The sequence below is a fragment of the Sporofaciens sp. St.21A7 genome, from assembly GCF_059728535.1.
Genome location: NZ_BAAGFN010000001.1, coordinates 2,222,186 through 2,248,553, shown reverse-complemented (window position 1 = coordinate 2,248,553; position 26,368 = coordinate 2,222,186). Strand labels below are relative to the sequence as shown.

Here is a 26,368-nt window from a genome sequence, read left to right as displayed (position 1 = left end):
CTCCTCCTACATAGCCATCAGCGCAATCAGGCAGAGGAGCGCCGTGATAATGGAAAATACCGCTACCACCCTCGTCTCTGACCATCCGCACAGCTCAAAATGATGATGTATAGGCGCCATCTTAAAGATACGCTTGCCGCCTGTTTTCTTAAAATATGTCACTTGTATGATGACCGACAACACTTCCACCAGATAGATCAGCCCCACGATAAGGATAAAAACCGGCATCTGCAGCATGTAAGCCGTGGATGCGACAAACCCGCCCAAGGCAAGGGAGCCGGTATCGCCCATGAATACGCTTGCAGGATATACATTGAACAGCAGGAAACCCAGCAGCGCGCCTACCACGGCACAAGTGACCGGCTCTATCCCGCTCTCGGTCCCGATGGCGACCACCGTAAAAAATGTAGCGACCAACACGGTCACGCTGGATGCCAGTCCGTCCAGCCCGTCCGTGAAATTCACACCGTTCACAGTCCCAATCACGGCAATGAACAGCAGTGGAATCGCAAGCCATCCTATGTTCCAGTACTTTCCTCCCGTAAATGGAATCAGCATGGCAAGGGATACATCCGTAAACTTGATAATGTAAAATGCGAAAATTGCCGTCACCACAATCTGGAGAGCCATCTTCTGTTTCGGGAACAGACCGTCGGAACGCTTCATCACCACCTTCAGATAGTCATCCAGAAAGCCAATCAGCCCGAATCCAAGGGTCACAAACAGAATCGGGATTATCTTAGGATAATCCTTAATATAAATGACCGACGTGATGACCACGCTCAAAAGGATAATTACTCCTCCCATCGTCGGCGTACCTGCTTTTTTCAGGTGTGACTTCACACCCTCCTCCCGCTCTGTCTGCCCCATCTTCAGCTTCCGAAGCACCGGAATGATCAGCGGCCCCATCACCACACTCAGCGCAAATGATATCAGTACTGGAATCAATACACTATAATCCATAATCCACCTCTTTATCTCTTTCGTTAATTACAACTCTTTAACTATCCTAGTATACTTCATTTCCTACTCTTTTTCAATGCCCAGATACGGCAATATGCTCTCAAATATATTCCGCACCACCGGCGCCGCAATGGTCCCTCCGTAATAGATTCCCTGCGGGTTGTAGATGACGCACATCCCCAATATCTGCGGGTCGTCTGCCGGGGCAAATCCGATGAAAGAAGAAATGTATTTGTTGGCGCTTCTCGGAAGCGTCTGGGAGGTCGCCGTCTTGCCGCCGATGGAGTACCCTTCGATATACGCATTTTTCCCAGAACCCTCGGAGACAACACTCTCAAGCAGCATCCTCATAGTGGCTGAAGTCTCCTCGGAAACGATTCCCTTCTTCTCCTCGTACTTGAACTTCTCCACTTCTTTCCCCTCCGCATCTAGAATACGTACGCCGAAATGGGGAGTCACCCTTCTCCCTCCGTTGACCAATGCGGAAAATGTCGTAGCCATCTGCATGGGGGACACCTGAAAAGACTGTCCAAAACTCATGGTCGCAAGTTCCACCATCCCCACATTCTCCTTCTTGTGCATAATCGTCCCTGCCTCTCCCGGAAGGTCTACCCCTGTCAGGTCCATCAGCCCAAACTGCTGGAAATACTTATAAAAATCATCAGTCCCAAGCCGCAGCCCAATATCGATGAACACGGGGTTACAGGAATTCTGAATTCCCTGTACGAAAGTCTCTCCCCCATGGCCCCCCACTTTGTGGCAGCGGATTTTCCGGTCCTCCACCACCCGGTATCCCGGACAGCTAAAGGTATCCTCAAGCCTTACCGCACCCGCTTCCAGACAGGCGGACGCTGTGATTGCCTTAAATGTAGAACCCGGTTCATAGGTATCGTTAATGCATCCGTTCCTCCACATCTGGTTCAGCGCGTTCTGGCGGTCCTCATCCGACATCGAAGCGCTGTCCGCCCCGGTATTCAAGGTAAAGGGGTCATTCAGGTTAAACTCCGGTACATTTACCATGGCAAGGATTTCCCCGTTCTGAGGATTCATCAGCAGGATTCCCACCTTATCCGCCTGCTTTTCCTCCATGACCTTTTCTGCCATCTGCTGGGCGTACATCTGGATATTATAGTCCAGGCTGATCTGCAGCGTATTGCCCGCCACAGGCTCCACCCGGTCTTCCGCCACGCCGTTAAGTTCCACCCCCCGGGCGTCCGTCGTGGTCAGGATCGTTCCGTTCTTCCCTTTCAAGTACTCCTCGTACTTCACTTCCAACCCTATGATTCCCTGATTATCCCCTCCCGTAAAGCCAAGAACCTTGGAAGCAAGCTCGTTATAGGGGTAGTAGCGTTTGAAATCTTCATCTACCTTCACGCCGTCAAGTTCCATATTACGGATATTGTCCCCGGTCTCCTTATCCACGTTCGTCTTAATCCTCTCCATGGAGGACACCTTCTCCACACGCTTACGGACTGTCGCCTCATCCATCTCAAGGGCCTCCGCCAACGTCTTAATTACCTTCTCCGGCTCCCGTATCTGGCTGTGGATTACAGATATGGTGCAGACCGTCTTGTTGGTGGCCAGTACTTCGCCCCGGGCGTCCAGTATCTCGCCCCGGGCCGCCTTGATTTCCCGCTCTCTCTCGTGAAGGTCTTCTGCCTTCTTCTGATAGTATTTTGCATCGAACACCATCAGATAGACAAGCCTCCCCACCAACGCCAGGATAATCACGGCCGCAACGACGAAAACCACCAGAATCTTACGCTTATTATATGTTTTATTTTTCATAATGCAAAAACCTCGCAAAAGCTGTTTGTATAATTTATTACTGCTTTTGCAAGGTTATGAATCCTATGTCCAAATATTCTGCTCTGCCTGATTGTTTTGATTACATGCCAGTCTCACATTAGTTCCCGGTTTCTTCTATAACAGCGTCCGCCGCCGTCGCCTTCTCTATCCCAAGATAGGGGAATACTTCCCGCATAATATCCGCCGCAAGCTGAATTGCATAAGCGCATACTTCCTGCTTCGCCACATTTGGTTCATCCACGATGACGTAGACCATCACCTGCGGGTTCTCCTGCGGCGCATAGCCGATAAACGACAGCAGGTAATTGTTTGCCGAACGGGGCAGTTTCTCTGCCGTTCCAGTCTTGCCGCCGATGTCATATCCTTCAATCGCCGCCGATGAACCGGTTCCTTCCTCCACAACCCCAAGCATATAGTCCTTGAGGATATCGCTGGTTTCTTTTGAAACAGTCCTGCGCAGCACCACAGGGTTCTTATTCTCCAGCAAATCCCCATTTTCATCCCATATCTGCCTTACCACATGGGGTTTGTAGTAATCTCCTCCATTAATCAAAGAACAAAAAGATGCGCCTAACTGAGTCATAGTCACATTAAAATTCTGACCGAACGCGTTGGTCGCAAGGCTGGCGGAATCCATGTTCTCCACGTCGTAGAGAATCCCGGTGGATTCCCGGGGAAGGTCAATTCCGGTGGATTCCCCGAAACCGAACAACTCCTGATACCTGCTGAATTCCTCTTTTCCAAGGATCTGCCCAATCTGCATCAGAGCAACGTTACAAGAATTCTCAAGGGAACGCTTCAACGTCTGTGTCCCATGTCCGCTGCGGTTATTACAGTGGATGTCATGGTCCCCCACATGGAGCATTCCTCCACAGGAATAGCTCTCCCCTCCCGTCAGGATACCCGTCTCAAGCCCTGCCGCTATGGTAAATGGTTTGAAGGTGGAACCCGGCTCATAGGGTTCGCTGACACAGAAATTATTCCAAAGCTCGTTGTATTTCTCCACCTTTTCCTCTTCTGACATGGCTTCAATGGTTTCCGGCGCATAGTATCTCGTCAGATCCCTGGGCTGGTTCAAATCAAAATTAGGATAGGTCGCCTCCGCCAGAATCTCCCCATTCTGGGGATTCATAATGAGAACCGCCGTGTTCTTGCTGCCTTCTCCCGGTCTTGCCTCGTTCTTGTGCGCCTCGTTAAATGCCAAAATATGCTTCTCCACAATATTCTGCACCTGCAAGTCAATGGTGGAAACTACGGTATTCCCTGTGGTCGGTTCCTTAACTGTCCGCTCAAATGTGGAATCCTCGTCCAGATATCCGTATTCTTTCCCGTCCGTCCCGTTCAGGATCGAATTGTAAGACGCTTCAATCCCACAGCTCCCTACATTTCCATTGACCGTGAACCCAATCACATCGCTGGCCAACGTATTATAAGGATATTTCCGGATATAGTCGTCTTCCAGCCAGATTCCCCGGACGTTGGGATAATTCTCATCGTCCGCGTCGATTGCCTCGAACGCCTGCGCCGTCTCGTAGTCCACGCTTTTCCTTAAAATACTGTACCTGCTTGAGGGCTTCTCTTCAATAATCTGGCGCACCGCCGCTTCCTCGATCCCGAAACAGTCCCTAAGCACTGCTATGGTAGGCTCTACATAATCCTCGTCGCTTAGCATATACTGGACGTCCAGAATCACGTTGTACACCCGTTCGCTGGTGGCAATCTTCGTCCCGTTGCGATCCACGATGTCCCCGCGCTTAAAAGGAATCGTCCGACTGTCATACTGTTGTCTGTCCAGCACAATCTTGGTATAGTCCGAACCGTTGGACGCATTAATATAAGTAATCCTTCCCACTAAGATAACAAAAGCCAGTATAATCGTCACAAACAATAATACCAGCTTTTTCTGCATGAATTTTGAAAATTTTGTCCGTAATAAACTCTTTGTATTTTTTGCCATGTCACACCCCTATCTGTTGCGTTTACCTGATTGGGCGAGCACACCGTCATCCGGAATCTCCTCAAACTGCTTGACATAATCCGTGGCCGGGTTGTCGTATTCCACAATCTGCTCCGGAGATGCATAGACCATGCCTAGTTGGTTCTGAGCGCGATCCCTGATCTCGTCAAGATTCACGGAATCCATCACGGCGTTAAACTTTGCGTTATTCTCTTCTTTTAAGTTCGCCAGCTCCTTCTGCATTGCCGTAATGTTCTTCGAGCGGTCCGTAATGCGTGACTGTAATTTTACGTAGTTCACGCAAACGATAACTGCCATGACCGCCGCCACAGTAAGGAAAATCACATAGGCGGAATTCATATGAAGCGCCTGTTTCCTGTTCTTTAGTACCTGCTTGCTGACTTTCTTCTTAGGTTTCTCAGGTGACTGTTCATGGTATCCCGGTTCCACCTCTACCGCCACATTCCCGTAAACATATGGCGCCTGACTTCCCCGTCTTCTGTACTGCTGCCCATGATTGACACGATTCTTTGCTGCCATGTAAGTCACCCCTTTCCCGTCAAATATCCTGCCTTCTTCTGTTATGCCCGTTCAAAGATCCGAAGCTTCGCGCTCTTTGCGCGGCTGTTCTCCTTCAGTTCTTCCTCGCCCGGCAAAATCGGCTTTTTCGTAACAATACTCCCCTTTGGGACTTTCCCGCATACGCATACCGGAAAATCCGATGGACAGGTGCATGGATGCTCATTCTTCTTAAATGCGCTCTTCACGATCCTGTCTTCCAGTGAGTGGAATGTTATGATACATAACCTCCCTCCTGGATTCAGCAAATCGATCATGTCGTCCAAAGAATCCCGCAAGACCTCCAGTTCCCGGTTCAGTTCGATACGAATCGCCTGAAACGTCCGCTTCGCCGGATGCCCGGATTTCTTCTGGAACTTCATTGGTATCGCCCTCCTGACGATCTCCGTCAGCTGCCCTGTGGTCTCGATCTGCCCTTTCTCGCGCTCCATTACGATATGTCTGGCGATATTCTTCGCAAACTTATCCTCCCCGTAATCCCGGATAACGCGGTAAAGTTCTTTCTCTTCATAGCCATTGACAATGTCTCTTGCCGTCATCTTCTGCCTGGTGTCCATCCGCATATCCAGCGGCGCGTCCTCCCGGTACGAAAACCCCCGTTCTGCCGTATCCAACTGGTACGATGATACGCCCAAGTCGAGAATAATTCCATCGACCCTGTCAATCCCTAATTCATGGAGCCGCGACTTCATCTCACAATAGTTGCTCCTGACTATCGTGACCTTCTCCCCGAAGTCTTTGAGTCGAATACCTGCTGCCTTGATGGCAGCGGCATCCTGGTCTATTCCTACAATACTCCCCTTTGATCCCAGACGCTTACACACTTCAAGGCTGTGTCCTCCGCCTCCTAAAGTGCCATCCACATAGGTTCCGTCTGGCTTGATGGATAATCCATCGATTGTCTCCTGTAACAATACTGATCTGTGCCCGAATTCCATATCCTCTCCCTCTTATCAGATACTAAATCCGCTCGCTTCCATATCGGATGCAATATCCTCAATGTTTTCTTCCAATTCAGCATTCTCTGCGTCCCATCTTGCCTTGTCCCAAATCTCGGCACGCTTCCCCATACCGATAAATACTACTTCCTTTTCCAGATGCGCAAACGTTCTCAGACCGGAAGGAATCAATGTCCTTCCCTGCTTGTCCAATTCTCCCTCTATTGCGCTTGCCTGAAAAAAGTGGGCAAAACTGCGGGCTTTCTTGTCAGTCGTAGTAGGTAGTTTGTTCAGCTGCTCTTCAAAGGCGAGCCATTCATTCTCTGGGTATACATACAGGCACTTATCCACTCCCTTAGTTATGAAGAAATTCTCCCCTAATTCTTCACGGAACTTCGCAGGAATAATAAGTCTGCCCTTGGTATCTATATTATGGCTATACTCCCCCCTTAACATGTATGAACCCACCTTCTTCCAAGTGGCTCCACTTTCCCACCACTTTGCTCCACTTTCTACCACTCTCTACCACTTGTCACCATTGTAAACCACTTTTTTGAGTATTTCAACCCTTTTTTCACTTTTAGGGATTTTGCACAAAAAAGGAAAATATGTTCTCGAACAGCCGTTTACCGGCTGCTGAACAACTGTTTTTTCTTCTGCCAAGCCATACCTTACCAGACAAAAAGGAGCAGATAATCTCATAATTATCTGCTCCTCTTTCCTACTGTCTCTTAATAATCTAAGTATATACCGCAAAATATGCTGCCAATCTATGCCCGGCAATATCTCCCCCCTATAGATGCACATCTTTTATTCTGCCGTCCCATGCACTTTCTCAAGCTCTGTATTCAGCCCCGTCATCGCAGAATAATCAAGCTGCGCCTCCTGCTTAGGCTTCTTAGCCTCGTACGTCCCATACGCAGAATAGCCAATCCATCCAATCAGCACCACGCCTACAACCGCCACAACACACTTCCTAAGCGCATTCTGGAACTTCTCCTTCTTCATATTCTTCTTACGGTTCGCTTTTTCCTGTTTATATTTGTCAACTTTCTCCTGGCTCATGTCTCCTGATTTCTCCTTCTCAACCTGATATCCGCATAAAACATAAAACCTTCATGCAGTCCGTACCAGAATTCATTCTACCACAGATTAGAAAATTATACAACCACAATTACACCGCCATCCGCAGCATACATACTGCTGATGCCCGCCGTATCCAAAATGATCGTATCCCTGAAATCCGCTTTCTTCATTAATGTATCCCGCACATATTCTGCCCGTTCCCGACAGTTACAGTGGGAAATCGCCAGGATCTTCTCCTTGGAATCCTTCAAATCTTTCACAACCTCTTCCGTCAGCTTCGCCAGTGCCTTCTTGATTCCTCTTGCCTGCCCGAGCTGTTGTATATTCCCATCCGGCGTCGCGCCCATAACCGGCTTAATATTCAGCGCCGTTGCCACCACTGCCTTAACGCCCTTGAGCCTGCCGTTCTTACGCAGGGTATCCAGCGTCTCCAGGACAAAATAGGTATTCTGTCCATCGATGTAAGCCTCTACCGTCTCAACAACCTGTGAAAATTCCATACCCTTATCTTCACACTCTGCTATCTTCAACGCAATCAGCGTCTCGCCGATGGACGCCGAACGTGAGTTAAATACATAGATATCCTTCTCGCCGTATTCTTCATGGTACAGGTTCTTCCCCAGAATCGCACTGTTATAAGAACCGCTCAGTTCCGCCGACAGCGTTACTGCATACACATGCTGCGCGTCGCAGTGATACCCTTCCATATACCGCTCCGGAGACGGGCAGGAAGACTTAGGCGACGTGGGGCATGCCGCTACGCGCTTCAGGAAATCCGCCTGGTCAAACGTCTCGTCGTCTATTATATGATAAATATCTACGTCAATCTCCAGCGAAGCCGTCTCGTAAAGCCCCGACGCTTTCATCTCGTCTGTCAGTTCTCCACAGCTATCTACTATAATCTTATAACTCATATCCACCCTCCCGGCATGCTCTTATCATACGGTTCTAATCTCACTTGGGCATGTCATTAAATTCTATACTATGTAGTTTTCAATACTACATGGTTTATCATACCATATTTATGCCGGAAAAGAAAGTATTTTATTCGCTGATTTTTATTCTCCCGGACACTCCCAGAGCAATTCCCATCTCTACCATTAGAAACAAACTGGACGTCCCGCCATAACTGATGAACGGCAGCGTAATTCCCGTCGTAGGTATCAGGTTCGTCACAACAGCAATGTTCAGCACCACTTGGAGGGCCACATGAGCAAAGATTCCCGTCACCACCAGAGAGCCGTACATGTCCGGTGCATTCTGCGCTACAAACATTAGCCTGTACAGCAATAACCCAAACAATACCAGCACAATAATCACACCGAAAACGCCTAGTTCCTCACAGACTATGGAAAGAATCATATCATTCTGAACCTCCGGCATAATCATTTTCTGCGCACTGTTCCCAAGACCTTTTCCAAAGAAACCTCCGGACCCCACGGCATATAATCCCTGTAAGACCTGATATCCCCCCTCCTCGGCATGTCCCTCTGGATTGAGCCACACCAGGATTCTGCGCAAACGGAAATTCTTGCTGGTTTCAAGCATCGTCCCTAATACCTTAGCCCCCGCAATCGCACCTGCAATTCCCAGCACCGCAAGGATTACAAAGGGCTTGGTTTTAGGATGTACAACAAATATCATGATACAGGTAATCCCCATCACGATGATTGCCGTACTCAGGTTGTCCGTAAGAAACAAGACGCATGCCGCCGAAAAGCCGCCCCACAGAAGCACCTTCCGGATTCCCTTCCATGTCTTGATATCCTTTCCCAGATTACAGATGAGCACAGGGATAAACAGAATCACGGCAATCTTGGCAATCTCCGCCGGCTGAAGCTGCTGGCCGAAAGGCAGCCGAATCCATCTCCTTGCTCCTTTGACTTCTTTTCCAAGCGGCGTCTGCACCAGAGCCATCATAAAGATAGAAAAGAAGTAAATCATATTCGCCCATTTGATATAAACATGGTAATCAATCTTCTCGACAACATACATACCGACAAATCCGACACCATAGAAAAATAGCTGCCTTTTAAAATAGTACATACTGTCCTCATGTTCGACTAAAGCGCTGTATGCAGTCGTACTGTAAAGCATAACCAATCCAAAACAAATCAGAAAAATCAATACAGTAAGCAGGTTGAAGTCGAAGAAGCGAATCATATTCCCCCTCTTTTTCTCCCTGTCCCTTGTTTTCCCTGTCTTCTGCTTTCTTACTCTTTGATTCTTTGCCATATATTTACACTCCCATCGTATCTATTATACTCAGATACCGCTCTAAAAACAACCTGCAAACGAAGGAAAACACGCACCACTTTCTGAATTTCCCATACACTGTTATTGCAAACGTTCTATGAAAGGAGCAACACATATGCCGAATTATCGCTATAACACATCGGATTACATGCGGCGGAACGGCTGTGGAAGACCTGCGCCTACCCCGGTTCCGATACCGCAGCCCGCACCGTCCTGCCAGTCGGCCGCTCAGCTTATCCCGGAGCCTTCATGCTGTGACGACAATGCCGAGTATGACGAGCTGAATGGAATGCCCCTCGCTATGGCTTACGTTCCATGGCAGGAGTGGCGGAATCTCTACGAAGCAGAAAAAGGATTTCATAAGGGGACTATTTTCGAGGAATTGGATAAACCGTTCAGAGGAATTGGGATGGGAGGTTGTTGCAGATGACAGAGAGCAGACCGAACCGAAGTGAATTATTAGAATGGATTAACGTGGTCAGTTTTGCAGTTGACGATGTCAAACTGTTTCTGGATACGCATCCATGCAATGAAGACGCATTAGAGTATTTCGAGGAATTTAAGAAACAGCGGGTGCAGGCGCTCAAGGAGTACGCCAAGTATTTTGGCCCGCTGACCCTTGACACAGCCTGCACCCCGGCAGAATACTGGTGCTGGATCAACGAGCCATGGCCCTGGCAGGAAGGAGGATGCTAGTATATGTGGAATTATGAGAAACGATTACAGCACCCGGTAAAAATTACACAGACAAATCCTAAGATTGCGCAGGTTATTATTACTCAGTTTGGTGGACCTGATGGAGAGCTTGCAGCTTCGATGCGGTATCTGTCACAGCGGTATACGATGCCTTATAAGGAAGTGACTGGGATACTGACGGATATCGGTAGAGAAGCCCCTGAAATGTTCCATCTCAGGGGCCTGCGCTTTTTTTAGCGATTTACCCTGCGGACAGTTTACGCTTTTTGCAACTGTATAGCTCCATTTGAGAGGGAGCAGGTTCAAATACACATCAATATGGTCTTTGTCGTTTACAACCATTTTATCTAAGATTTCTTTGTAAAAATCATCTTCATATTCCACGCCGTTTATAAGCTCATTCATCGCTTCTGTAATTTCAGCGACAAGCTCTTGCTGTTTTTCTATCATCTCCCTTTGTTTGTCTATGCTATCTATCACGGATTGCAGTTCGGCAATCTCATTCTCGCACTTTGCTCTTGCTGCTGAAAATTCATCTCTGGTAATATCTCCAGATGTATAAAGGTCAATGAGGTTTGTGCGTTTTTGTTCAATGGCTTTTATTTGTGATTTTAGTTTCTCACTGTCTGTACCTGCGGTATCCATTGCGATAATAGACTTGATAATAGCAAGCAGATTATTAGTGATTTTCTCCTTATTGTATTTTAAGCTGCTCGTGACAAGGTACATGATGTGGGTTGCATCTTCGTTGCGTATGCTAAGTCCACTGCATCCAACTTTATTCCCTGCTTTGTCCACATGAGGGCTTCCATGTCTTGCAGCTTCAAGACACCGCCACGCCTTATAGCGGCTTCCATTTTTTCGGGTTTTATATCTCGCCACATAACTTGAACCGCAGCATCCGCATTTAATTTTCCCAGAAAATGGATAACGGTTGCTGTGTTTTGCTTTGCCCTCCTGTGAAAGCGATTTTTCATCCAAAATGCGGTTTGCCTTATCGAAAAGCTCACGGGAGATAATCGGTTCATGATGGTCTTTGATAATCACAAATTCCTCTTGTCCTCGGTTATACTTTTTTTCATGGGATAAAAAGTCTGGCGTATAGGTTTTCTTCTGCACCAAATCACCGCAGTATTTTTCATTGCGGATAACACGGAGAATGACTGTATTCTGCCATTCTTTTACACGCATGGGCTTAATTCCCTCCTCCCGAAGCTCACGGGCAATCACATGAGTTCCTTTCCCCTCATTTACAAACTTATGGAAGATAAGACGGACAACTTTTGCCCCATCCTCATTAATATACATTTTGCCATCTTTCACATCGTAGCCAAGCATACTCCGCCCAAACACAACTCCCTGCTCCATCTGGCGTTTCTGCCCCCATTTCACACGCTCGGAAGTCTTACGGCTTTCCTCCTGTGCAATCGAGGACATAATGGCAAGGCGAAGCTCTGCATCGCCGTCTAAAGTGTTGATGTTATCATTCATAAAGATAACACCCACGCCGTGCTTTTTGAGGTCACGGGTATAGAATATACTATCAAGGGTATTCCTCGCAAAACGGGAGATTTCTTTTGTTACAATCAAATCAAAATCACCGTTCTTTGCACACGCAATCATGCGGTTAAATTCTTTCCGTTTTTTTGTATTCGTACCAGAGATGCCTTCATCTGCGAACACTTCGTAAAGCTCCCAATCGGGATTACGTTCTATATATTGTCTGAAATAACGCTGCTGGCTTTCAAATGAATTTGCCTGGTCTTCGTTGTCCGTAGATACACGGCAGTATGCGGCAACCTTTCTCTTTGTGTGCTGTATCTTCCTTTCTTGGTTTAGTGTTTCGTATTTATCTATTGACATAAGAATATCTCCTTTCCCGACAATCCCTTGCCGTATTTTCAGTATAGTTAATTGAAAATGGCATGTCGAATGTGCAAATTTGTAATTCTCACACTTGACTATGTAAAAACGTCAAGCGGTTATGCCTGACGTTGCTTTTTTCTAATTTAGACGATATTGTTTTTCAAGCTCAAGCAAACAGCGTTCCCGCTGTGATGCGGTCAACAGATTCCGTTTTTCTAATGATAAAAGGATTGACCTTTGAAAATTCATAAGAAATGCTGTGTGTTCCTGCTCATTCAATTCTGGAACAGGCTCGCCAACATATCTAAATTCTCTATGCTTCAACAGGCAACACCTCCCTCATTCTCAATGTATGAGCGAATGATTGTACCATATAACGAGAGGGCTAATCCTTTTTTTGAACGCTGTCATCATGCAGCGGACAACATTCATGAGCAGGTAAAGAAGCCGAGAGTCTGCCCTGCTTCATCGGGCATTGCGAATATCCGTTTAAACCAATACTAATTGCCAACGCTTTGTCCATTGCAGGAAGAAAACGCCTGTCAAGAGTTCCCATATATTCCCGCAAACGTCGCTTATCAATCGTCCGTATCTGTTCAAGCAGGATGATAGAGTCCCTGTCAAGCCCCTCAACATCCTTTACTTCGGTATGTGTCGGTAATTTTGCCTTTGTCTGTGTTTTACCTGTTATGGCTGCGATAATGACTGTCGGGCTATGGCTATTTCCTATATCATTAGAAATGATAAGTACGGGTCGTATGCCGCCCTGCTCCGAACCGACGACGGGATTAAGCTCTGCGTAGTAGATGTCGCCACGCCTAATTGTTCTTTCCATATTCTTTAGAACCTCCTATCTGAATTTAGGCAGGAATACCCTGCCTATGTAACAGCCAGACACAAGGAAGTATTTAAAGTCGGAAGCACATAAAACAAGCCCTGTTCCGATAGACCGCCCTGCATCTGGCATTATGATAAAAGGCATTTTCTATTTGTCCCCGACACCCCGAAAATGCTGATGCGTGATAACGCAAAGGGAAGTCACCAAACGGTCAGCAGCAAACTGACGCCACGGGAGTTACACCCCAACTGTCGGTCTGACAGAGCCGCCCCCATTGCCTGCGGCGGATTGGTTACCGCTCGGACTGTGGCTGGACGGGAGTATCATTATCCTCTTTGTGGGTCATGGCGGAATCGGGAGCTGCCCGATATTTTCAGTCGATAATTTTCGCTTACTGCCTTTCGGCGGGTCATGGCGTATCGCTGCACACGCTTACACTTATTACAGCCACAAAGAGAATGTATTTGGTGAATGGGTATTCGGTTTTCAAAGAGCCGTCCCGTTTTTGCCATAACGGAAAACAGGTGAAAGGGTTTTTAAGCCCCTTCACCTGTTTGCTCACTCAACTGCCACAACACAAGGCAATTATTTCATAAATTTTTTTATCGCCTTTAATGCCGCTTTTATGGAACACTGGACAGCTTGATATTTGCAGCCCTCCAGCTTCGCAATCTGCTCATAGGTCAGCTCCCCGAAAAAATAAAGCTTCAGCCTGCGCCGCTGCACTTCGGGAAGTTTGGAAACCGCCCTATGTAGCTGCTCGTATTCGATGCTCTCTGAAACAATATCCTCAATCCGTTCTGCCTTATAAAAAGCTCTGTCATTCAGCGTTTCTTCGGTCAGCTCGGAGTGTTCAATGTGCCTGCTCACCCTGTTCAGATGGGATATGTCCTCAAGCTCAAATCTGTCAAACGTCTGGTACAGCATTTCGTCAATCTCAATATTCTGCTGCTTTCCACGCCCGTCCTTAAAAGAGAGGTAATAATGTCCCTCGGTTATCGTCAAAGTGTACGGATTATACTTGTCCTTTTTTCGGTTTGGATGCTTTTCAAGCATTGTAATTTCCTCCAATCAATCTGAATTTTTTTGGAAATCCAGATTGACGGGCGGAGAACGGCATCCCACGTCAAAAACAGCCCTGCGGCATGTTCTAACAAAAAACGACAAAAGAAAAACCGCAAAGGCTGTCACACCCTCACGGTTTATAGATATTTTGGTTCTTATATGTAGAGATTTGACTTCTACTTCTTGGGTAGAAAGCCCCCTTGCATTGACAAGGATTTTTTTAACAGGCTGTCCACCCATCCCCGATATGATATATGTAAATGAAAATTGCTATTTGCAGGCAATAAAAATCCCTCCAAACTTGAAACAGGTTTGGAGAGTGCTTGTTAAGTCTTTCAGGCATAGCAATACCGCCCACCAAATCGCCGTTTTTTTTAATTTGGTGGACGTGCCTACCTTTAGTTATATAAAAAGAAAAGCCGACAAACTGTGATTGCTCACACGTTCATCGGCTCTGCATCTATTGTGTCTGGCTCTGTGATGACTATTGTTTGTAAATTTCTCACTTCTATCAATCTTTCCTGCCTGCATTTCGGGCAGTAGAGAGGATAATTTATCAGAATAGTATCCTCCCTTATTCTGCTGCGGGTTTTGCTCCCGCAGACAGGGCATAATATCCATTCTGTCTGTTTCAATTTCCTGCCTGCCTTTCTTTCAAAAATAATTGTATTGTTTCCGATGCCTGTATAGCAGATATACTGTCAGCATAAGCGTGAAAAGCTCCGCAAGCGGTACTGCAAGCCATACGCCCGTTACCTTTAAAAATCTCGGCAATGCCAAAAGGAACACTGTAATAAATCCAAACGTCCGTAGAAAAGATATGGTTGCAGACGCTTTCCCATTGGACAATGCCGTAAATAATGCGGATGAAAAAATATTGCATCCAGAGAACAGAAAGCTGAATGAAAAAATGACAAATCCATCCTTTGTAATTTCAAAAACATTCCTGTTATCCTCGGCAAATACCTTTGCAATGCTTTCTCCACCAAGCAGGGAAAATAAAAATACAAATATGGAAATCCCCACTATAAATCTAAAACAGATACAGACGGTCTTTTTTAGCTGTTTTACATTCCCACTCCCATAGTTATAGCTTACGACGGGGGCTGTTCCCATAGAAAAGCCAATATAAAGCGTTGTTAAGAGGAACTGCGAGTAGATGAGTACCGTAATCGCCGCCACGCCGTCCTCGCCTAACAGCTTCATCATCGTTATATTAAACAGAAATGTCGTTACGGCAGTCGAACACTGGCTTACCAGTTCCGACACACCGTTGGAGCAGCTTTTCAGCAGAACAGATGCGTCCATATTAGGCTTGCAAAAGTGCAATTCACTTCTTTTCATCAGAAAAAATATTGTACCGATAATTGACGGTATCATATATCCGATGCCTGTCCCAATAGCAGCTCCCTTGATTCCCATTTGCAGTAAAACGATAAAAACATAATCAAAAACAATGTTGGCAATCCCCGCCAGAACAGCAAGCACTAAGCCTAATGTCGGTTTCCCCGCCGTCACAAACAGATTCTGATATAGCACCTGCATCATGTTAAAAGCGGCGAAAATGAGCTGTATCGTCAGATAATCCCTGCAATATGGGAACAATATTTCACTCGCCCCCAATCCCCAGATGATTTCATCCAAAAAGAAAAGCCCTGCTGCTGTAATCAGCAGACCGATAACCGCCCCTGCCACGACAATCAACGTGAAATTACTTCGGGCTTCCTCTGTGTTTCCATTCCCCATTTTCTTCGCAACGACCGCACTTCCTCCTGTTGCAAGCATCGTCCCCAGACCGACAATCAGATTGATGACGGGGCAGACGATATTGATGGACGACAGGGCGTTCGTGTTTACAAACCGTGCTACGAAAATCGTATCCACAATGGTGTATAAGCCCATAAACAGCATCATCACCATACTTGGGAAAGCAAATCGGATGAGGGATATGGCGTTAAAGCTCTCTGCCAACGGGTTTTTCTGTGTTTCGGTCATTCCTTGTTTCCCCTTTCCTGCCCGTATTTTCGGGCATAGAGGTATACCCTTGCGGTATTTCCTCCTTGTTTTTCGGTGGAAGCACGAAACGCTGCGTCGGGTAGCCATATTCCACAAGCAGTTCCCGTTCTGCAAATCCAAGACGGCGGTATTCTTCCCGCCAGCCCGTATCTGCCTTATCGCCTGCACGATATGTCGTCAAGGTAATCTCTTTCCCGCAAAGTAATTCCTCTGCCAGCTTATCGAGGAACAGCTTTGTAATGCCGAGATGCCGATACTGTGGATGGACAGCCAGAAAGTCTATGCTTCCTGTGTCGGGCGAAAATCCCATCACACCAATAGCCATATCGTCATCCCGTAAAATCAAAGCCTTTTTATCCGCAATATACCGATGCAGGTTTGCGGTGTAATCTCCCTTATCCAGACATGGATAGCCGTCAATCGTGAGGCTTACCAGTTCCATCCAGTCATCCACATCTTCGGGCGTGGCAAATGTTATATTGTCTTTTGTCAAATCCATTTTTATAAGTTCCTCCTTCAGATAAATTTCAAGCTGTAACGGGTAGAAGTTTTCCGCTTCTCGAAATTCCGCAGGGGAAGTCTTATACATCGCCTTAAAAATATCCGTAAATGCCTGCTGGCTTTCATACCCGCTCATAAGGGCAATCTCGATAATCGGTTTTGCAGAAAACACCAGAAGTTTTGCCGCTTCTGTAAGCTGCCGCCGTTTTGCGTAGTCATGGATAGTCAAGCCGACGGTCTTTGTAAAAATCCGATGCAGGTGGTATTTGGAATAGTGCAGTGCCGATGCCACCATATCTAAATCCATCTTTTCGTGCAGATGTTCTTCGATATAGCGGATAGCCTGTGAAACAATGCGTACTGTCTGACCTTGCATTTTGCGACCTCCTTTCTTCATTCTCACCCATGCTTTATGGGCATAGAGGTACACCCTTGTGGTGTTTCCTCGTTTTCACCCGCATTTTTTTAACATTACGAAATGTCAAAGCAGGGGTTCAATGAGATATTGTAGCACAAGGAGTTTTCTATCTTTTCATCATTCTTGCTATGTTTTAAACCATCTTCATTTACAGCAGTTCTTCTTTCAATGCCCTTATCCATTCTTCGATTGCCTGCACTAATCGAAATTGCTGTTGCAGAACTGCCATGCCCGTGGCAGGAACATCGGGAGCGTTTTCTTTTAAGTCCATGTTCTCCTCAAGATAGGATTTCAGCATATTGATATTACTTTCAATGTTATCCAGACATTCCCTCTGCTGTTCCTTTTCCATGCTTTCTAAATTAACAATAACCGCATTAAAATCCAAGAATATGTTAATCGGCTTGCAGGATATTTCGAGCATCAGCTTCTCAAATTCCTCATTTCCTGCATCCGTCAAGGAATATACCGCCTTTTCGGGCATTTTTCCCTCTTTCTCCGTGCGGCTTGTGATAAGCCCCTTTTCTTCCAACTGGATAACCTTTTTATAGATGGATGGTGTGCTGATTTTTACCCACTTTGAAATGTTGCGGTATTCCACCAGTTTCTGAATATCGTATGCACTCATTGATTCCCGTTTCAACATTCCCAATACAATCAAGTCAATGGTCGCCATTTAAAATTCCTCCTTTTTCTATTGACAACTACTATAAATTATAGTATTATAATTCCCGCAACACAACTACTATATTTTATAGTAGTATAAATAGCACTATTTGTCAAGAGAAAGGAGTTCAAAATGAACAGTCAAAGTAAAAAGATGGAGCTGCTCGGCAGCACATCCATACCAAAAGCACTTTTAGCAATGGGCATCCCAACAATGATTGGCATGTTGGTAAATGCTTTCTACAACCTTGTTGACGCTTATTTTGTCGGCGGGCTAGGGGAGAGCCAGATGGGGGCAATCTCCGTGGTCTATCCGCTCGGACAGGTTGTTGTCGGTCTTGGTCTGCTGTTCGGAAACGGTGCGGCTTCTTACATTTCCCGATTGTTAGGTCGTGGGGATAAGGAAAATGCAGATAAAGTGGCAAGTACCGCTTTATACAGCAGCGTATCCGTAGGGGCGGTCATCATTCTCATTTCTATGGTGTTCCTGCATCCCATACTGAAGCTCTTGGGGGCAACCGACAGCATCCTGCCTTATGCCGCCACATACGCAGGAATTTACATTGTTTCCTGCATCTTCAATGTGTTCAATGTCACGATGAATAACATTGTGACTAGCGAAGGAGCAGCTAAAACAACCATGTGTGCCTTGCTGACGGGAGCGGTACTCAATATCGCCCTAGACCCGCTGTTTATTTATGTGTTTGATTTAGGCGTGGCAGGAGCGGCGATAGCGACCGCAATCTCACAAATCGTTTCAACCTGCGTATATCTGACCTATATTTTTCGGAAAAAGAGCGTATTCCATTTTCGGGTTAAGGACTGCACATACGCAAAAGAAACCATGTCTGAAATTTTCAAAATCGGCATCCCGACATTGGTATTCCAGATTTTAACGAGTGTGTCCATTTCCTTAATCAACAATGCCGCTGGCGATTACGGGGACTCTGCCATTGCAGGCATGGGCGTTGTTACCCGCCTTATTTCAATGGGCAGCTTGTCCGTATTCGGGTTCATCAAAGGCTTTCAGCCCATTGCAGGGTACAGTTACGGGGCGAAGAAGTTTGACCGTCTGCGTGAAGCAATCAAGACTTCCATCCTATGGTCTACGGCTTTCTGTGTAATTTTCGGTGTGATACTGGTTCTGTTCCCTACGTCTATTGTTTCCCAATTCACAAAGGGCGACGCCGAGATGATTCGCATCGGAGCAGCGTCTTTGAGGGCAAACGGCATTTCCATTATGCTCTTTGGATTTTATACGGTGTATTCTTCCCTGTTCCTTGCTTTGGGAAAAGGCAGAGAGGGTTTTATCCTCGGAGCTTGCAGGCAGGGGATTTGCTTTATCCCCGTTATCCTGCTTCTTCCGATTGTCTGGGGGCTAAATGGAATTATGTACGCCCAGCCGATTGCCGATGTGCTTTCCGCAGTCATAACGGTATTCATGGCGATACCGCTCCACAAAAAGCTGAATGATATGCAGAAACAAACTACCGCAATAAGCACGAAAGACAACGACTAAATATTTATTCTTTCTGACAAATAGAGCCGATGAGCTGTGAGGTTTTCCACAAGTTCATCGGCTCTGCGTCTGTGCGTCTGGCTCTTTCATAACAACTACTTTTAATGATTTTACATTGATTAAACTTTCTTGCCTGCATTTCGGGCAATACAGAGGGAAGTTCCTTATTTCTGTATCTTCCCTTATTTTCATGCGTGTCTTATTTTCGCATACAGGGCAATATATCCAATGATACCGTTCCATATCTTTCTACACTCCAAAACAAAACTATTTTACAATTACTGTTCCGCTGTTGCTCATGATAGATAAACTGTTTTCGCCCTTTCCGATGCTCCCATCCTTACATCCGTCTGTATCGGTACTGAATTCCGCATTCTTAAGCTGTACGGTTACATCGTCCGAACCACTGGATATATGGCAGGATAAATTATCTGGCATCGTTTCATGGGACAATGTTATATCTCCCGAACCCGTTTCTACAGATAGGGAATCATAGCTGTTTATGTTGCTTATATTCACTTCGCCAGAATCTGTCGAAACAGCAGCCTTTCCAATAACTGCATTTTTCATAGTAACATATGCAGATTCTGTATTGATATTAGAATCCGTACATGAAGCATCTGTTATTTTAATATCGCCTGAAAGAGATTTTATTTTTACGCTTTCAGCTATGAAATCAGACATCGTTACATAGCCAGACTGGTTGTTCAAGGACAAAGCGGAAATGCTGACCGCTTCCAACTCCATCTCTCCCGAACCATTGTTCATGGATAATGAAACAGCATTATCTTTAGGAATATACAGTATTATCTTCCCTGCTTCACCAAACGAAAATTGCTCCGCCAGATTTTTGTCCGTATCATCATCCTGCTGTACCATTAGTTTTCCATCTTTCTGCACAACCTGCATATCACGGTCATTTTCTACTTTTCCTTCGCAGGCTATGTGTACTTTGTCATCACTGGAAGCCATCACTTTTAAATTCCAAGAGGAAATATCCAATACAATTTCTGAAATGCCTTCCGCCGAAAATTCCTCGTTAGAATCTATTTTTTCCTTGTTTCCACATCCGCATATGCCAAAAGCTATCACTAAAATCCCCGCTAACAGTATTTTTTTCACATTCATAACCCCGCCTCCTACATTAAATCTTTGCTTTCCACATTTATGATTGACAAAGCGGCAAAAAGCAAAGAAATAGCCGTCAAAATAATAGGAAATACTGCGTTGCCTGCCATTGTGAAATCGCCAATGTTCGCCTGCGTGAGAAAAATCAACAAAAATGAAGTGACAATCGTTGCCTTTGAAGATTTTAAAGCCATCCCGACAAACAAGGCAATAAAGCTCATGCTGACGATTACCACTGATTTTAGTATCAGTTGTATATAAAATGACAGACTGCCTATTGAAAAATCAACGACAAAGGATGACTGCATAAATTTTGCCCCAAAGAACACACACATATAAATTGCCAGTTTTGTTAAAATGAGTGCGGCAAAATTAAAAGTCCAGACCGCAATCATTTGGGAAGCTAAGATTTTCTGCCGCTTAATAGGGTAGGAAAACATCAGATTCATGGTCTTGTTTTTGTATGCGCTTACAATAAAGGTCGCCAACATTACACTGGTGTAAATAAGAAAAGCCATGCTGGTAAATAATTCAATGGGAGCGGAGATTACATCTGTCCCAGGCGCAGCATCCAGTGTTCCGTCGGGGTCGTTGGCAATACCCAAAAACGCTAACGCAAAAACAAATAAGCCAAGCAGAGCCGCCATAATGATTACGCCTTTGATATATTTCCCGATATTATTCTTTTTCCATTCAAGTCTGACAAGCTTTAACATGATTTTCCCACCTCCGATGTAATTTTTAAGAAATAGTCCTCCAATGTTTCGGTATGTTGGCTGATGGAAGCAATCTCTACATCATTTGCCATCAATTCCCTCGAAATCTTTTGTGTGGTGATACCCTGCTCATAAATACGAATCGCCGAATCGTTTACGATTTTAAAATTACTTAACTGCATTTTTTCAGCTAAAACATACGCCGCTTTCTTTGTATCCTCTACGGCAAGCTCGATATACGCCGTATTTGTTTCCGCAATTTCTTTCATGGATATTTCTTTCATCATCTTTCCATGATGGATAACGCCAACCGTATCGGCAATACTTTCTATTTCTGGGAGAAGATGACTGGATATCATAAACGTCATTCCATACTCGGTACATAGCATCCGAAACAAATCTCTGATTTGCTTCATTCCTGCGGGGTCTAAACCATTTGTCGGCTCGTCAAGGATAACTAACTCTGGCTTGCACAATATGGCACGGGCAATCCCCAGACGCTGCTTCATTCCTAAAGAATAGCTGCCCGCAGGCTTATCCGCCGCATCCGAAAGCCCAAGCATCCCGAGTGCTTCCTCCACGCTGCCTTTGTTATAATATCCCATATACTCACAATGAAGCTGTAAGTTGTCCTTTCCGCTCATATGGTCATAAAATGTAGGAAATTCAATGATGCTTCCCATACGCTTCAGCACCTCGTAAGAGTTTTTTTCCAATGCTTTCCCGAACAGCGCAACCGTGCCGCTTGTCGGTTTCCATAGATTTGTAAGCATCTTCATCACCGTGGTTTTTCCTGCCCCGTTCGGTCCTAAAAATCCATATACCTCACCTTTCTTTACATGGATATTCACATCTGTAACTAACTGTTTCCCATCTATCGTTTTGCTTAGATGGCTTGTTTGCAAAATATAAGACATTTTTTGCCTCCTTTCCTTAATGTTGCCAGCTTTTTGGCATAGAGGGATACCCGTAGGGTGTTTCCTTAGTAACGCCTTTTTCGGACATAGCAATACGCCCAAAGGTGTTTTATGAATATCATTATAGCGATATAGATTTTCAAAACTCTTGACTAATTCTTACGAATTTCTTTCGCAGGGAATTTAATAAGTTATTTTTTTGAGGCTTACTGTAAAAGTTGTTTTGACATTCGGTATGCTGTTTAAAAATATATCGCCCTCTAACTGCTTTGCAAGGTTCTTAGCAATCGTTAAACCTAATCCGTTCCCTTGTATTTCCCTGTTTCTGGAATCTTCCATTGTATAAAGCCTGTCAAACACATTCGATGCAAATTCCTGTTCAATCCCTTTCCCTTTATCAACCACATCAATATATACATTACCCTTGTCTTGACGCAAAAAAACTCCTAAATATTTGCCGTCGGAGCCGTAGCGTATTACATTTGACAATAAATTGTATAAAATTCTTTGCAGGGCTTCTTTCTCCCCCTGCACAAAAATAGCTGTTTCTGGAATAAACAAATCAACATCAAAATCTTTCTGCAATAAAATATCGTAAAACTCCAAAACATTCTCCCTGCATATCTCGTTGATATTGACTTTGCCAAGATTTATATTTGTATCGCCAGATTCCAGTTTTGCCAATGTAAAAAACTGATTGATAAGGTTCATAACTTGATTCGCTTTTGTTTCTACTTTTTTCAACATCTCATTATCTGCATGGTTCAAGCTCATAATTTCCAGATAACCCAATATGACCGTTAGCGGTGTTTTTATGTCATGGGAGATATTCGCCAGCATCTTTTTAGAAGAAATTTCTTCCCTTTTAAAATCTGCCCTTATTTTCTGTCGGTCTATCAGCAGGCGGTTGATTTGTCCCCCTAATTCCATCAAAACAGGGTTGTCCGTAAATACCATTACTTTCTCGTCGCTACCAGTTTCTAAAATTTCCTCCAACTTTTTATTCATCCGTTTTATCTTTGCCTGTATTCCCCTGCCAAAAATAAAACGCTGGTATAAAACCACAAGGAATAATAAGCAGACAACAACTGCCAAAAAGAATATGATTGTTTTATCGCTCATCCTTTCACTCCCCCAATTTGTATCCGATTCCCCATACCGTAATCACATACTGCGGTTCACGGGGATTATCCTCTATTTTATTCCTCAATCTGCTGATATGGACATTGACGGCATTTTCATCACCATAATAGGTATCATTCCAGACAAGGGAGTAAATCTGTTCTTTCGTATATACTTTCTTTGGATTCTGCAATAACAGCTTTAAAATTTCAAATTCTTTTGATGTAAGCTCTATTTTACAGCCGTTTTTTGTTACAGAATACTCATTCAGATGCATGACAAGGTTTCCCGTTTGAAGTATTGGCTGCTGTTCTGTTGCACTTGCAGCATACTGTGTAGTTCTTCGGATATTTGCTTTTATCCTTGCCAATACTTCTGTGACAGAAAACGGTTTCGTTATATAATCATCTGCTCCCAAACCTAAACCAAGCGTTTTATCAGAATCGGTATCTTTTGCCGATATAATAATAATCGGGACAGTGCTGTTTTCTCTGATTTTTTCCATGACTTCAATTCCGCTTATTTGAGGAATCATCAAATCAAGCAAAACCAGACTGAAACTATCCGAAAAGAACCTGTCGAGGGCATTTTTGCCATCATACGCTGTAATTACCTCAAATTTTTCTGTGTGCAAAAAATTCTTTAGCATGGTACTGATTTCCATATCATCTTCAACCAATAAAATCTTACTCATTGTCTGATTCCTCCTTATCTCTTTTTTTAAAACGCCCGTCTATAGGCTTTGATGCAGTCTTTGGAATCAGCCACACATTGCTGATTCGCATTACATCGGGGATTCGGTTTGTAGCGCATAATACCTGTATCCTCCGTTCGGACAATCCCCATTTTTCAGCCGCTTCTTTTACATTCATGTAATCAAACATTGAAATAACCTCCTTCATAACTGATATTATAATGCGTCAAAACGAATAATACAATTATAGAAAAAGTGTTATTGAGAAAAGCAAGAGATAATTTTTCCTAAAATAAGAAGTACAGTTTCTTATGTATGGAAATTTCACATCGTTTAAGCAGAACTTTCACTTCTGTAAAATATAAGGGAAAAATTAATGAACAGGTGGTGAAAAAATGAACGAAGCCGTAGGAAACCTTGACTTTATGGAATTGGGGCAGGCTATCCAAAAAGCCCGTGAGAAGCAGCGAATTACAAGAGAGGAATTAGCCGAGGAGCTTGGCATTTCGGCAAGGCATTTGCAATCTGTGGAGAAAGAGGGGCAGTATCCGAGCTTTCGGCTGTTTATTCAGCTTGTTACAATGTTCCATATATCCGTAGACCAGTACATACACCCAGACAGTCCAATAGGGAAAACAACTTTACGTCGGCGGTTAGATGTGCTTCTTGATACTTTTGATGATGCGGAACTGACTATCATAGCAGGGACGGCGCAGGGGATATGTACGGCAAAAGAGCAGCCAGAGGATTGACCTCTGGTTTTTCTTTCACCCGTTCTGCCATCAATACGCAGGCAAGCCGTACCCGTAGATAGAGCCGCTCCCGACTGGATAGCTCTGCTGTTTGCAGGCATCCCCAGAGTTGCCCTCCACGGTGTAGACCGTTCCATTCTCGCACTTCTCCACGATTCCCACATGGTCGATTGAGCCGTCGCTCCCCCAATCAAAGAAAATTAGGTCGCCTGCCTGCGGCTCATAGTTCTTATCCTGCCATTGTCCTTTGCCCTTGAACCAGTTCACACCGTCCGAGCAGAGGGAGAATTTCGGGATGATGCCGCTTTCCAGATAGCCGCACTGGTCGGCACACCACGATGCGAAGCAGGCGCACCATTCCACACGCCCACCAAAGCCGTACCAGCTCCAATAAGGCTGTCCGCCCTCGTTGCCGAGCTGCGTCAAAGCAACCTCCACAATGGCATGGTTTCCTCCGCTTGTAAACGCCCGCCCGTATGGGTAGTAGCGTAATACATGAGCGGGGTACTGCGTGTCGCCGTATTTCTCCCAACCGAGCCGCTGCGCCTGCATTGCGGAGAACTCCACCGCATTTGCATAGGAATAGCCGCCATAATTAGTCTTTGCCCATGAGATATACCCATTGCCGAAGTTGTAGCCCTGCAAGGCGAGCTTGATGCGCTCCATGTCAATCGGGTTCTCCACCTCGGCTGAAACAAGGGCAGCTTTTAGCTCCTGCACGCCGCACTCAATAGAATATTCGGGGTCTTTGATGCCGTTCGGCTCATGGGGGTATTTCTTATTGAAGCTCCCCTCCGCCGCCTGCATCGGGTCGCTGCCCTTGCCGCCAGATTCCTGCATCATCACCGCCTTGATAAGCTCCACATATTCGGGGATTCCGTACTGTTTCGCATACTTCTGTATCAGCGGCGTGTAGGCTTCCACCTCCGCACTGACAGGCGTATAGGCTGTGCTGTCGCTGCCGCCCCCGAACAGGGAAACGGCGCATCCAAGCAGGACGACGATGAGGATAATCACGACGGCAATCCAGCCGCCTGCGATAAGGGCGGAAATCAACGCCTTAGTCCCCACTATGATTGCCTTGACCGCCGCAATGGTCGCCTTGACCGTGGCTTTCGTCGCTTCGGCTGTCGCCTTTGCGGTGGCTTTTGCCGTCTGCGCCGCTTTCTGGGCGGCTTTGGCGGACGCTTTCGCTGTTTTCTGCGCCGCCTTTGCGGTCTGCTCCGTGGTTTTAATCGCCGTTTTGGATGTTGCCTTTGCGGTTTTCACGCCTTTTTCCGTCGCCTTGATTGTCCCTTTTGCTGTGGTCTTGACGGTTTTTTCCGCATTTCTGGCGGTTGTCTTTATCATCCGCTTTCCCTGCTGTCTGGTCTTTATCAGTGAGTTTGCCGCCGTCTGGGGCGTTTCGGTCTTGGCAGAAGCAACAGAAGTAGCGGAAACAGCGGGACGGCTTGCAGTCCCTTGTATTTCCTGCAAGCCGTCCTGCCTTATTGTACGCACGGCGTTTTGCCCTGTCTTGTTCCGCATTGTTTTCTGCTCTGCGGCTTTCTTCGCCCGCTTTGCCTTAAAATCGGCGATTTTATCTTTCGCCTTACCGATATTTTCTTTTGTAATCTGGGCGTTTTTCTGCCCCTGCTTATTAAACTGGTGGATGCCCTCGTCCTTGATACGCCCCGAAGCATGGGAAACCTTGTCGGCGGCATATTCCGTGGGGGAATTTTCCTCCGCATAATATCCCTGCTCCGCCTTATCCTTTGTTTTGGCGTAAGCGGATTTCATTCGACTGCCTGCTATGGCGGCTTTGTCTAAAGTCTTAATCGTCCCTTTGACCGCATCTCTGGTCTTTATATCAGCCATAAAATCCGA

Annotated in this window: 30 protein-coding genes and 1 pseudogene; 5 read left to right on the top strand and 26 right to left on the bottom strand. The window is 45.6% G+C overall.

What is annotated here, in order from left to right; genetic code table 11:
• Nucleotides 1-6: 6 nt before the first annotated feature.
• The 10 genes from mraY to AC6I3O_RS11125 form a co-directional block, all read right to left on the bottom strand.
• On the bottom strand, nucleotides 7-963 hold the full coding sequence (gene mraY / locus AC6I3O_RS11170) for a phospho-N-acetylmuramoyl-pentapeptide-transferase (RefSeq protein ID WP_497850926.1): 957 nt from the start codon (nucleotides 961-963) through the stop codon (nucleotides 7-9).
• Nucleotides 964-1,026: 63 nt separating this feature from the next.
• Nucleotides 1,027-2,751: a peptidoglycan D,D-transpeptidase FtsI family protein gene (locus AC6I3O_RS11165; protein ID WP_497850925.1), complete on the bottom strand. Its 1,725-nt coding sequence runs from the start codon at nucleotides 2,749-2,751 to the stop codon at nucleotides 1,027-1,029.
• Nucleotides 2,752-2,869: 118 nt separating this feature from the next.
• Nucleotides 2,870-4,729 (bottom strand): peptidoglycan D,D-transpeptidase FtsI family protein, encoded by a 1,860-nt coding sequence (locus AC6I3O_RS11160; RefSeq protein ID WP_497850924.1) that lies wholly within the window; start codon nucleotides 4,727-4,729, stop codon nucleotides 2,870-2,872.
• 9 nt (nucleotides 4,730-4,738) lie between these two features.
• A complete protein-coding gene (locus AC6I3O_RS11155) occupies nucleotides 4,739-5,269 on the bottom strand; it encodes a hypothetical protein (RefSeq protein WP_497850923.1) in 531 nt (176 codons plus the stop codon).
• A gap of 41 nt (nucleotides 5,270-5,310) precedes the next feature.
• Nucleotides 5,311-6,246 carry a 16S rRNA (cytosine(1402)-N(4))-methyltransferase RsmH gene (gene rsmH / locus AC6I3O_RS11150; protein ID WP_497850922.1) on the bottom strand — a complete coding sequence of 312 codons (936 nt, stop codon included), beginning with the start codon at nucleotides 6,244-6,246 and terminating at the stop codon, nucleotides 5,311-5,313.
• Nucleotides 6,247-6,261: 15 nt separating this feature from the next.
• The gene (gene mraZ / locus AC6I3O_RS11145) at nucleotides 6,262-6,702 is read right to left on the bottom strand and encodes a division/cell wall cluster transcriptional repressor MraZ (protein WP_497850921.1); all 441 of its coding nucleotides are present in this window, start codon (nucleotides 6,700-6,702) and stop codon (nucleotides 6,262-6,264) included.
• 66 nt (nucleotides 6,703-6,768) lie between these two features.
• Nucleotides 6,769-6,948 carry a hypothetical protein gene (locus AC6I3O_RS11140; protein ID WP_497850920.1) on the bottom strand — a complete coding sequence of 60 codons (180 nt, stop codon included), beginning with the start codon at nucleotides 6,946-6,948 and terminating at the stop codon, nucleotides 6,769-6,771.
• A 108-nt stretch (nucleotides 6,949-7,056) separates the two neighbouring features.
• Nucleotides 7,057-7,311, bottom strand: coding sequence for a hypothetical protein (locus tag AC6I3O_RS11135; RefSeq protein ID WP_497850919.1), 255 nt, complete (start codon nucleotides 7,309-7,311; stop codon nucleotides 7,057-7,059).
• A 95-nt stretch (nucleotides 7,312-7,406) separates the two neighbouring features.
• On the bottom strand, nucleotides 7,407-8,246 hold the full coding sequence (locus AC6I3O_RS11130) for a DegV family protein (RefSeq protein WP_497850918.1): 840 nt from the start codon (nucleotides 8,244-8,246) through the stop codon (nucleotides 7,407-7,409).
• Nucleotides 8,247-8,376: 130 nt separating this feature from the next.
• Complete coding sequence (locus AC6I3O_RS11125) at nucleotides 8,377-9,567, bottom strand: FtsW/RodA/SpoVE family cell cycle protein (RefSeq protein ID WP_497850917.1); 1,191 nt, start codon at nucleotides 9,565-9,567, stop codon at nucleotides 8,377-8,379.
• Nucleotides 9,568-9,703: 136 nt separating this feature from the next.
• Here AC6I3O_RS11125 and AC6I3O_RS11120 point away from each other — a divergent pair, with 136 nt between their 5' ends.
• The 3 genes and pseudogenes from AC6I3O_RS11120 to AC6I3O_RS11110 all read left to right on the top strand — a co-directional run.
• Entirely contained in the window at nucleotides 9,704-10,018 is a 315-nt protein-coding gene (locus tag AC6I3O_RS11120) for a spore coat associated protein CotJA (RefSeq protein ID WP_497850916.1), read from the top strand.
• Nucleotides 10,015-10,284 (top strand): spore coat protein CotJB, encoded by a 270-nt coding sequence (locus AC6I3O_RS11115; RefSeq protein ID WP_497850915.1) that lies wholly within the window; start codon nucleotides 10,015-10,017, stop codon nucleotides 10,282-10,284. The genes AC6I3O_RS11120 and AC6I3O_RS11115 overlap by 4 nt, the downstream gene beginning before the upstream one ends.
• Nucleotides 10,285-10,287: 3 nt before the next feature.
• Nucleotides 10,288-10,500 (top strand): annotated as a pseudogene (locus AC6I3O_RS11110) (manganese catalase family protein); the annotation flags it as partial.
• Here AC6I3O_RS11110 and AC6I3O_RS11105 read toward each other — a convergent pair.
• From AC6I3O_RS11105 to AC6I3O_RS11070, 8 genes are all read right to left on the bottom strand, one after another.
• Nucleotides 10,417-12,147 (bottom strand): recombinase family protein, encoded by a 1,731-nt coding sequence (locus AC6I3O_RS11105; RefSeq protein ID WP_497850914.1) that lies wholly within the window; start codon nucleotides 12,145-12,147, stop codon nucleotides 10,417-10,419. The pseudogene AC6I3O_RS11110 and the gene AC6I3O_RS11105 sit on opposite strands and share 84 nt — an antisense overlap.
• A 141-nt stretch (nucleotides 12,148-12,288) precedes the next feature.
• Nucleotides 12,289-12,474, bottom strand: a complete 186-nt coding sequence (locus tag AC6I3O_RS11100; RefSeq protein WP_172538658.1) for a hypothetical protein — start codon at nucleotides 12,472-12,474, stop codon at nucleotides 12,289-12,291.
• A 61-nt stretch (nucleotides 12,475-12,535) separates the two neighbouring features.
• Nucleotides 12,536-12,985, bottom strand: coding sequence for a type II toxin-antitoxin system PemK/MazF family toxin (locus AC6I3O_RS11095; protein WP_172538659.1), 450 nt, complete (start codon nucleotides 12,983-12,985; stop codon nucleotides 12,536-12,538).
• Between the two features lie 588 nt (nucleotides 12,986-13,573).
• Nucleotides 13,574-14,044 carry an RNA polymerase sigma factor gene (locus AC6I3O_RS11090; RefSeq protein ID WP_482571940.1) on the bottom strand — a complete coding sequence of 157 codons (471 nt, stop codon included), beginning with the start codon at nucleotides 14,042-14,044 and terminating at the stop codon, nucleotides 13,574-13,576.
• 446 nt (nucleotides 14,045-14,490) lie between these two features.
• Nucleotides 14,491-14,688, bottom strand: a complete 198-nt coding sequence (locus AC6I3O_RS11085; RefSeq protein ID WP_022752044.1) for a cysteine-rich KTR domain-containing protein — start codon at nucleotides 14,686-14,688, stop codon at nucleotides 14,491-14,493.
• 19 nt (nucleotides 14,689-14,707) lie between these two features.
• Nucleotides 14,708-16,048, bottom strand: a complete 1,341-nt coding sequence (locus tag AC6I3O_RS11080) for an MATE family efflux transporter (RefSeq protein ID WP_497850913.1) — start codon at nucleotides 16,046-16,048, stop codon at nucleotides 14,708-14,710.
• Nucleotides 16,008-16,946: a GNAT family N-acetyltransferase gene (locus AC6I3O_RS11075; RefSeq protein ID WP_016305940.1), complete on the bottom strand. Its 939-nt coding sequence runs from the start codon at nucleotides 16,944-16,946 to the stop codon at nucleotides 16,008-16,010. Before AC6I3O_RS11075 ends, AC6I3O_RS11080 begins: the two co-directional genes overlap by 41 nt.
• Nucleotides 16,947-17,136: 190 nt before the next feature.
• Nucleotides 17,137-17,664 carry a PadR family transcriptional regulator gene (locus tag AC6I3O_RS11070; RefSeq protein ID WP_482573455.1) on the bottom strand — a complete coding sequence of 176 codons (528 nt, stop codon included), beginning with the start codon at nucleotides 17,662-17,664 and terminating at the stop codon, nucleotides 17,137-17,139.
• A 123-nt stretch (nucleotides 17,665-17,787) separates the two neighbouring features.
• On the opposite strand from AC6I3O_RS11070, the gene AC6I3O_RS11065 reads away from it, so the two are divergent.
• Entirely contained in the window at nucleotides 17,788-19,173 is a 1,386-nt protein-coding gene (locus tag AC6I3O_RS11065; protein ID WP_257465238.1) for an MATE family efflux transporter, read from the top strand.
• Nucleotides 19,174-19,227: 54 nt separating this feature from the next.
• Here AC6I3O_RS11065 and AC6I3O_RS11060 read toward each other — a convergent pair whose 3' ends face one another.
• From AC6I3O_RS11060 to AC6I3O_RS11030, 7 genes are all read right to left on the bottom strand, one after another.
• Entirely contained in the window at nucleotides 19,228-19,416 is a 189-nt protein-coding gene (locus tag AC6I3O_RS11060) for a cysteine-rich KTR domain-containing protein (RefSeq protein ID WP_257465237.1), read from the bottom strand.
• 24 nt (nucleotides 19,417-19,440) lie between these two features.
• The gene (locus AC6I3O_RS11055) at nucleotides 19,441-20,301 is read right to left on the bottom strand and encodes a DUF4097 family beta strand repeat-containing protein (protein WP_257465236.1); all 861 of its coding nucleotides are present in this window, start codon (nucleotides 20,299-20,301) and stop codon (nucleotides 19,441-19,443) included.
• 11 nt (nucleotides 20,302-20,312) lie between these two features.
• Nucleotides 20,313-21,017: an ABC transporter permease gene (locus AC6I3O_RS11050; protein WP_257465235.1), complete on the bottom strand. Its 705-nt coding sequence runs from the start codon at nucleotides 21,015-21,017 to the stop codon at nucleotides 20,313-20,315.
• Nucleotides 21,011-21,934 (bottom strand): ABC transporter ATP-binding protein, encoded by a 924-nt coding sequence (locus tag AC6I3O_RS11045; RefSeq protein ID WP_257465234.1) that lies wholly within the window; start codon nucleotides 21,932-21,934, stop codon nucleotides 21,011-21,013. Before AC6I3O_RS11045 ends, AC6I3O_RS11050 begins: the two co-directional genes overlap by 7 nt.
• Nucleotides 21,935-22,117: 183 nt before the next feature.
• Entirely contained in the window at nucleotides 22,118-23,056 is a 939-nt protein-coding gene (locus AC6I3O_RS11040; protein ID WP_497850912.1) for a sensor histidine kinase, read from the bottom strand.
• Between the two features lie 4 nt (nucleotides 23,057-23,060).
• Entirely contained in the window at nucleotides 23,061-23,750 is a 690-nt protein-coding gene (locus AC6I3O_RS11035) for a response regulator transcription factor (protein ID WP_257465232.1), read from the bottom strand.
• Complete coding sequence (locus AC6I3O_RS11030; RefSeq protein ID WP_257465231.1) at nucleotides 23,743-23,940, bottom strand: helix-turn-helix domain-containing protein; 198 nt, start codon at nucleotides 23,938-23,940, stop codon at nucleotides 23,743-23,745. Before AC6I3O_RS11030 ends, AC6I3O_RS11035 begins: the two co-directional genes overlap by 8 nt.
• A 205-nt stretch (nucleotides 23,941-24,145) precedes the next feature.
• On the opposite strand from AC6I3O_RS11030, the gene AC6I3O_RS11025 reads away from it, so the two are divergent.
• Complete coding sequence (locus AC6I3O_RS11025) at nucleotides 24,146-24,502, top strand: helix-turn-helix domain-containing protein (RefSeq protein WP_497850911.1); 357 nt, start codon at nucleotides 24,146-24,148, stop codon at nucleotides 24,500-24,502.
• Nucleotides 24,503-24,532: 30 nt separating this feature from the next.
• Here AC6I3O_RS11025 and AC6I3O_RS11020 read toward each other — a convergent pair whose 3' ends face one another.
• Nucleotides 24,533-26,359: a lysozyme family protein gene (locus tag AC6I3O_RS11020; protein ID WP_497850910.1), complete on the bottom strand. Its 1,827-nt coding sequence runs from the start codon at nucleotides 26,357-26,359 to the stop codon at nucleotides 24,533-24,535.
• Nucleotides 26,360-26,368 lie beyond the last annotated feature (9 nt).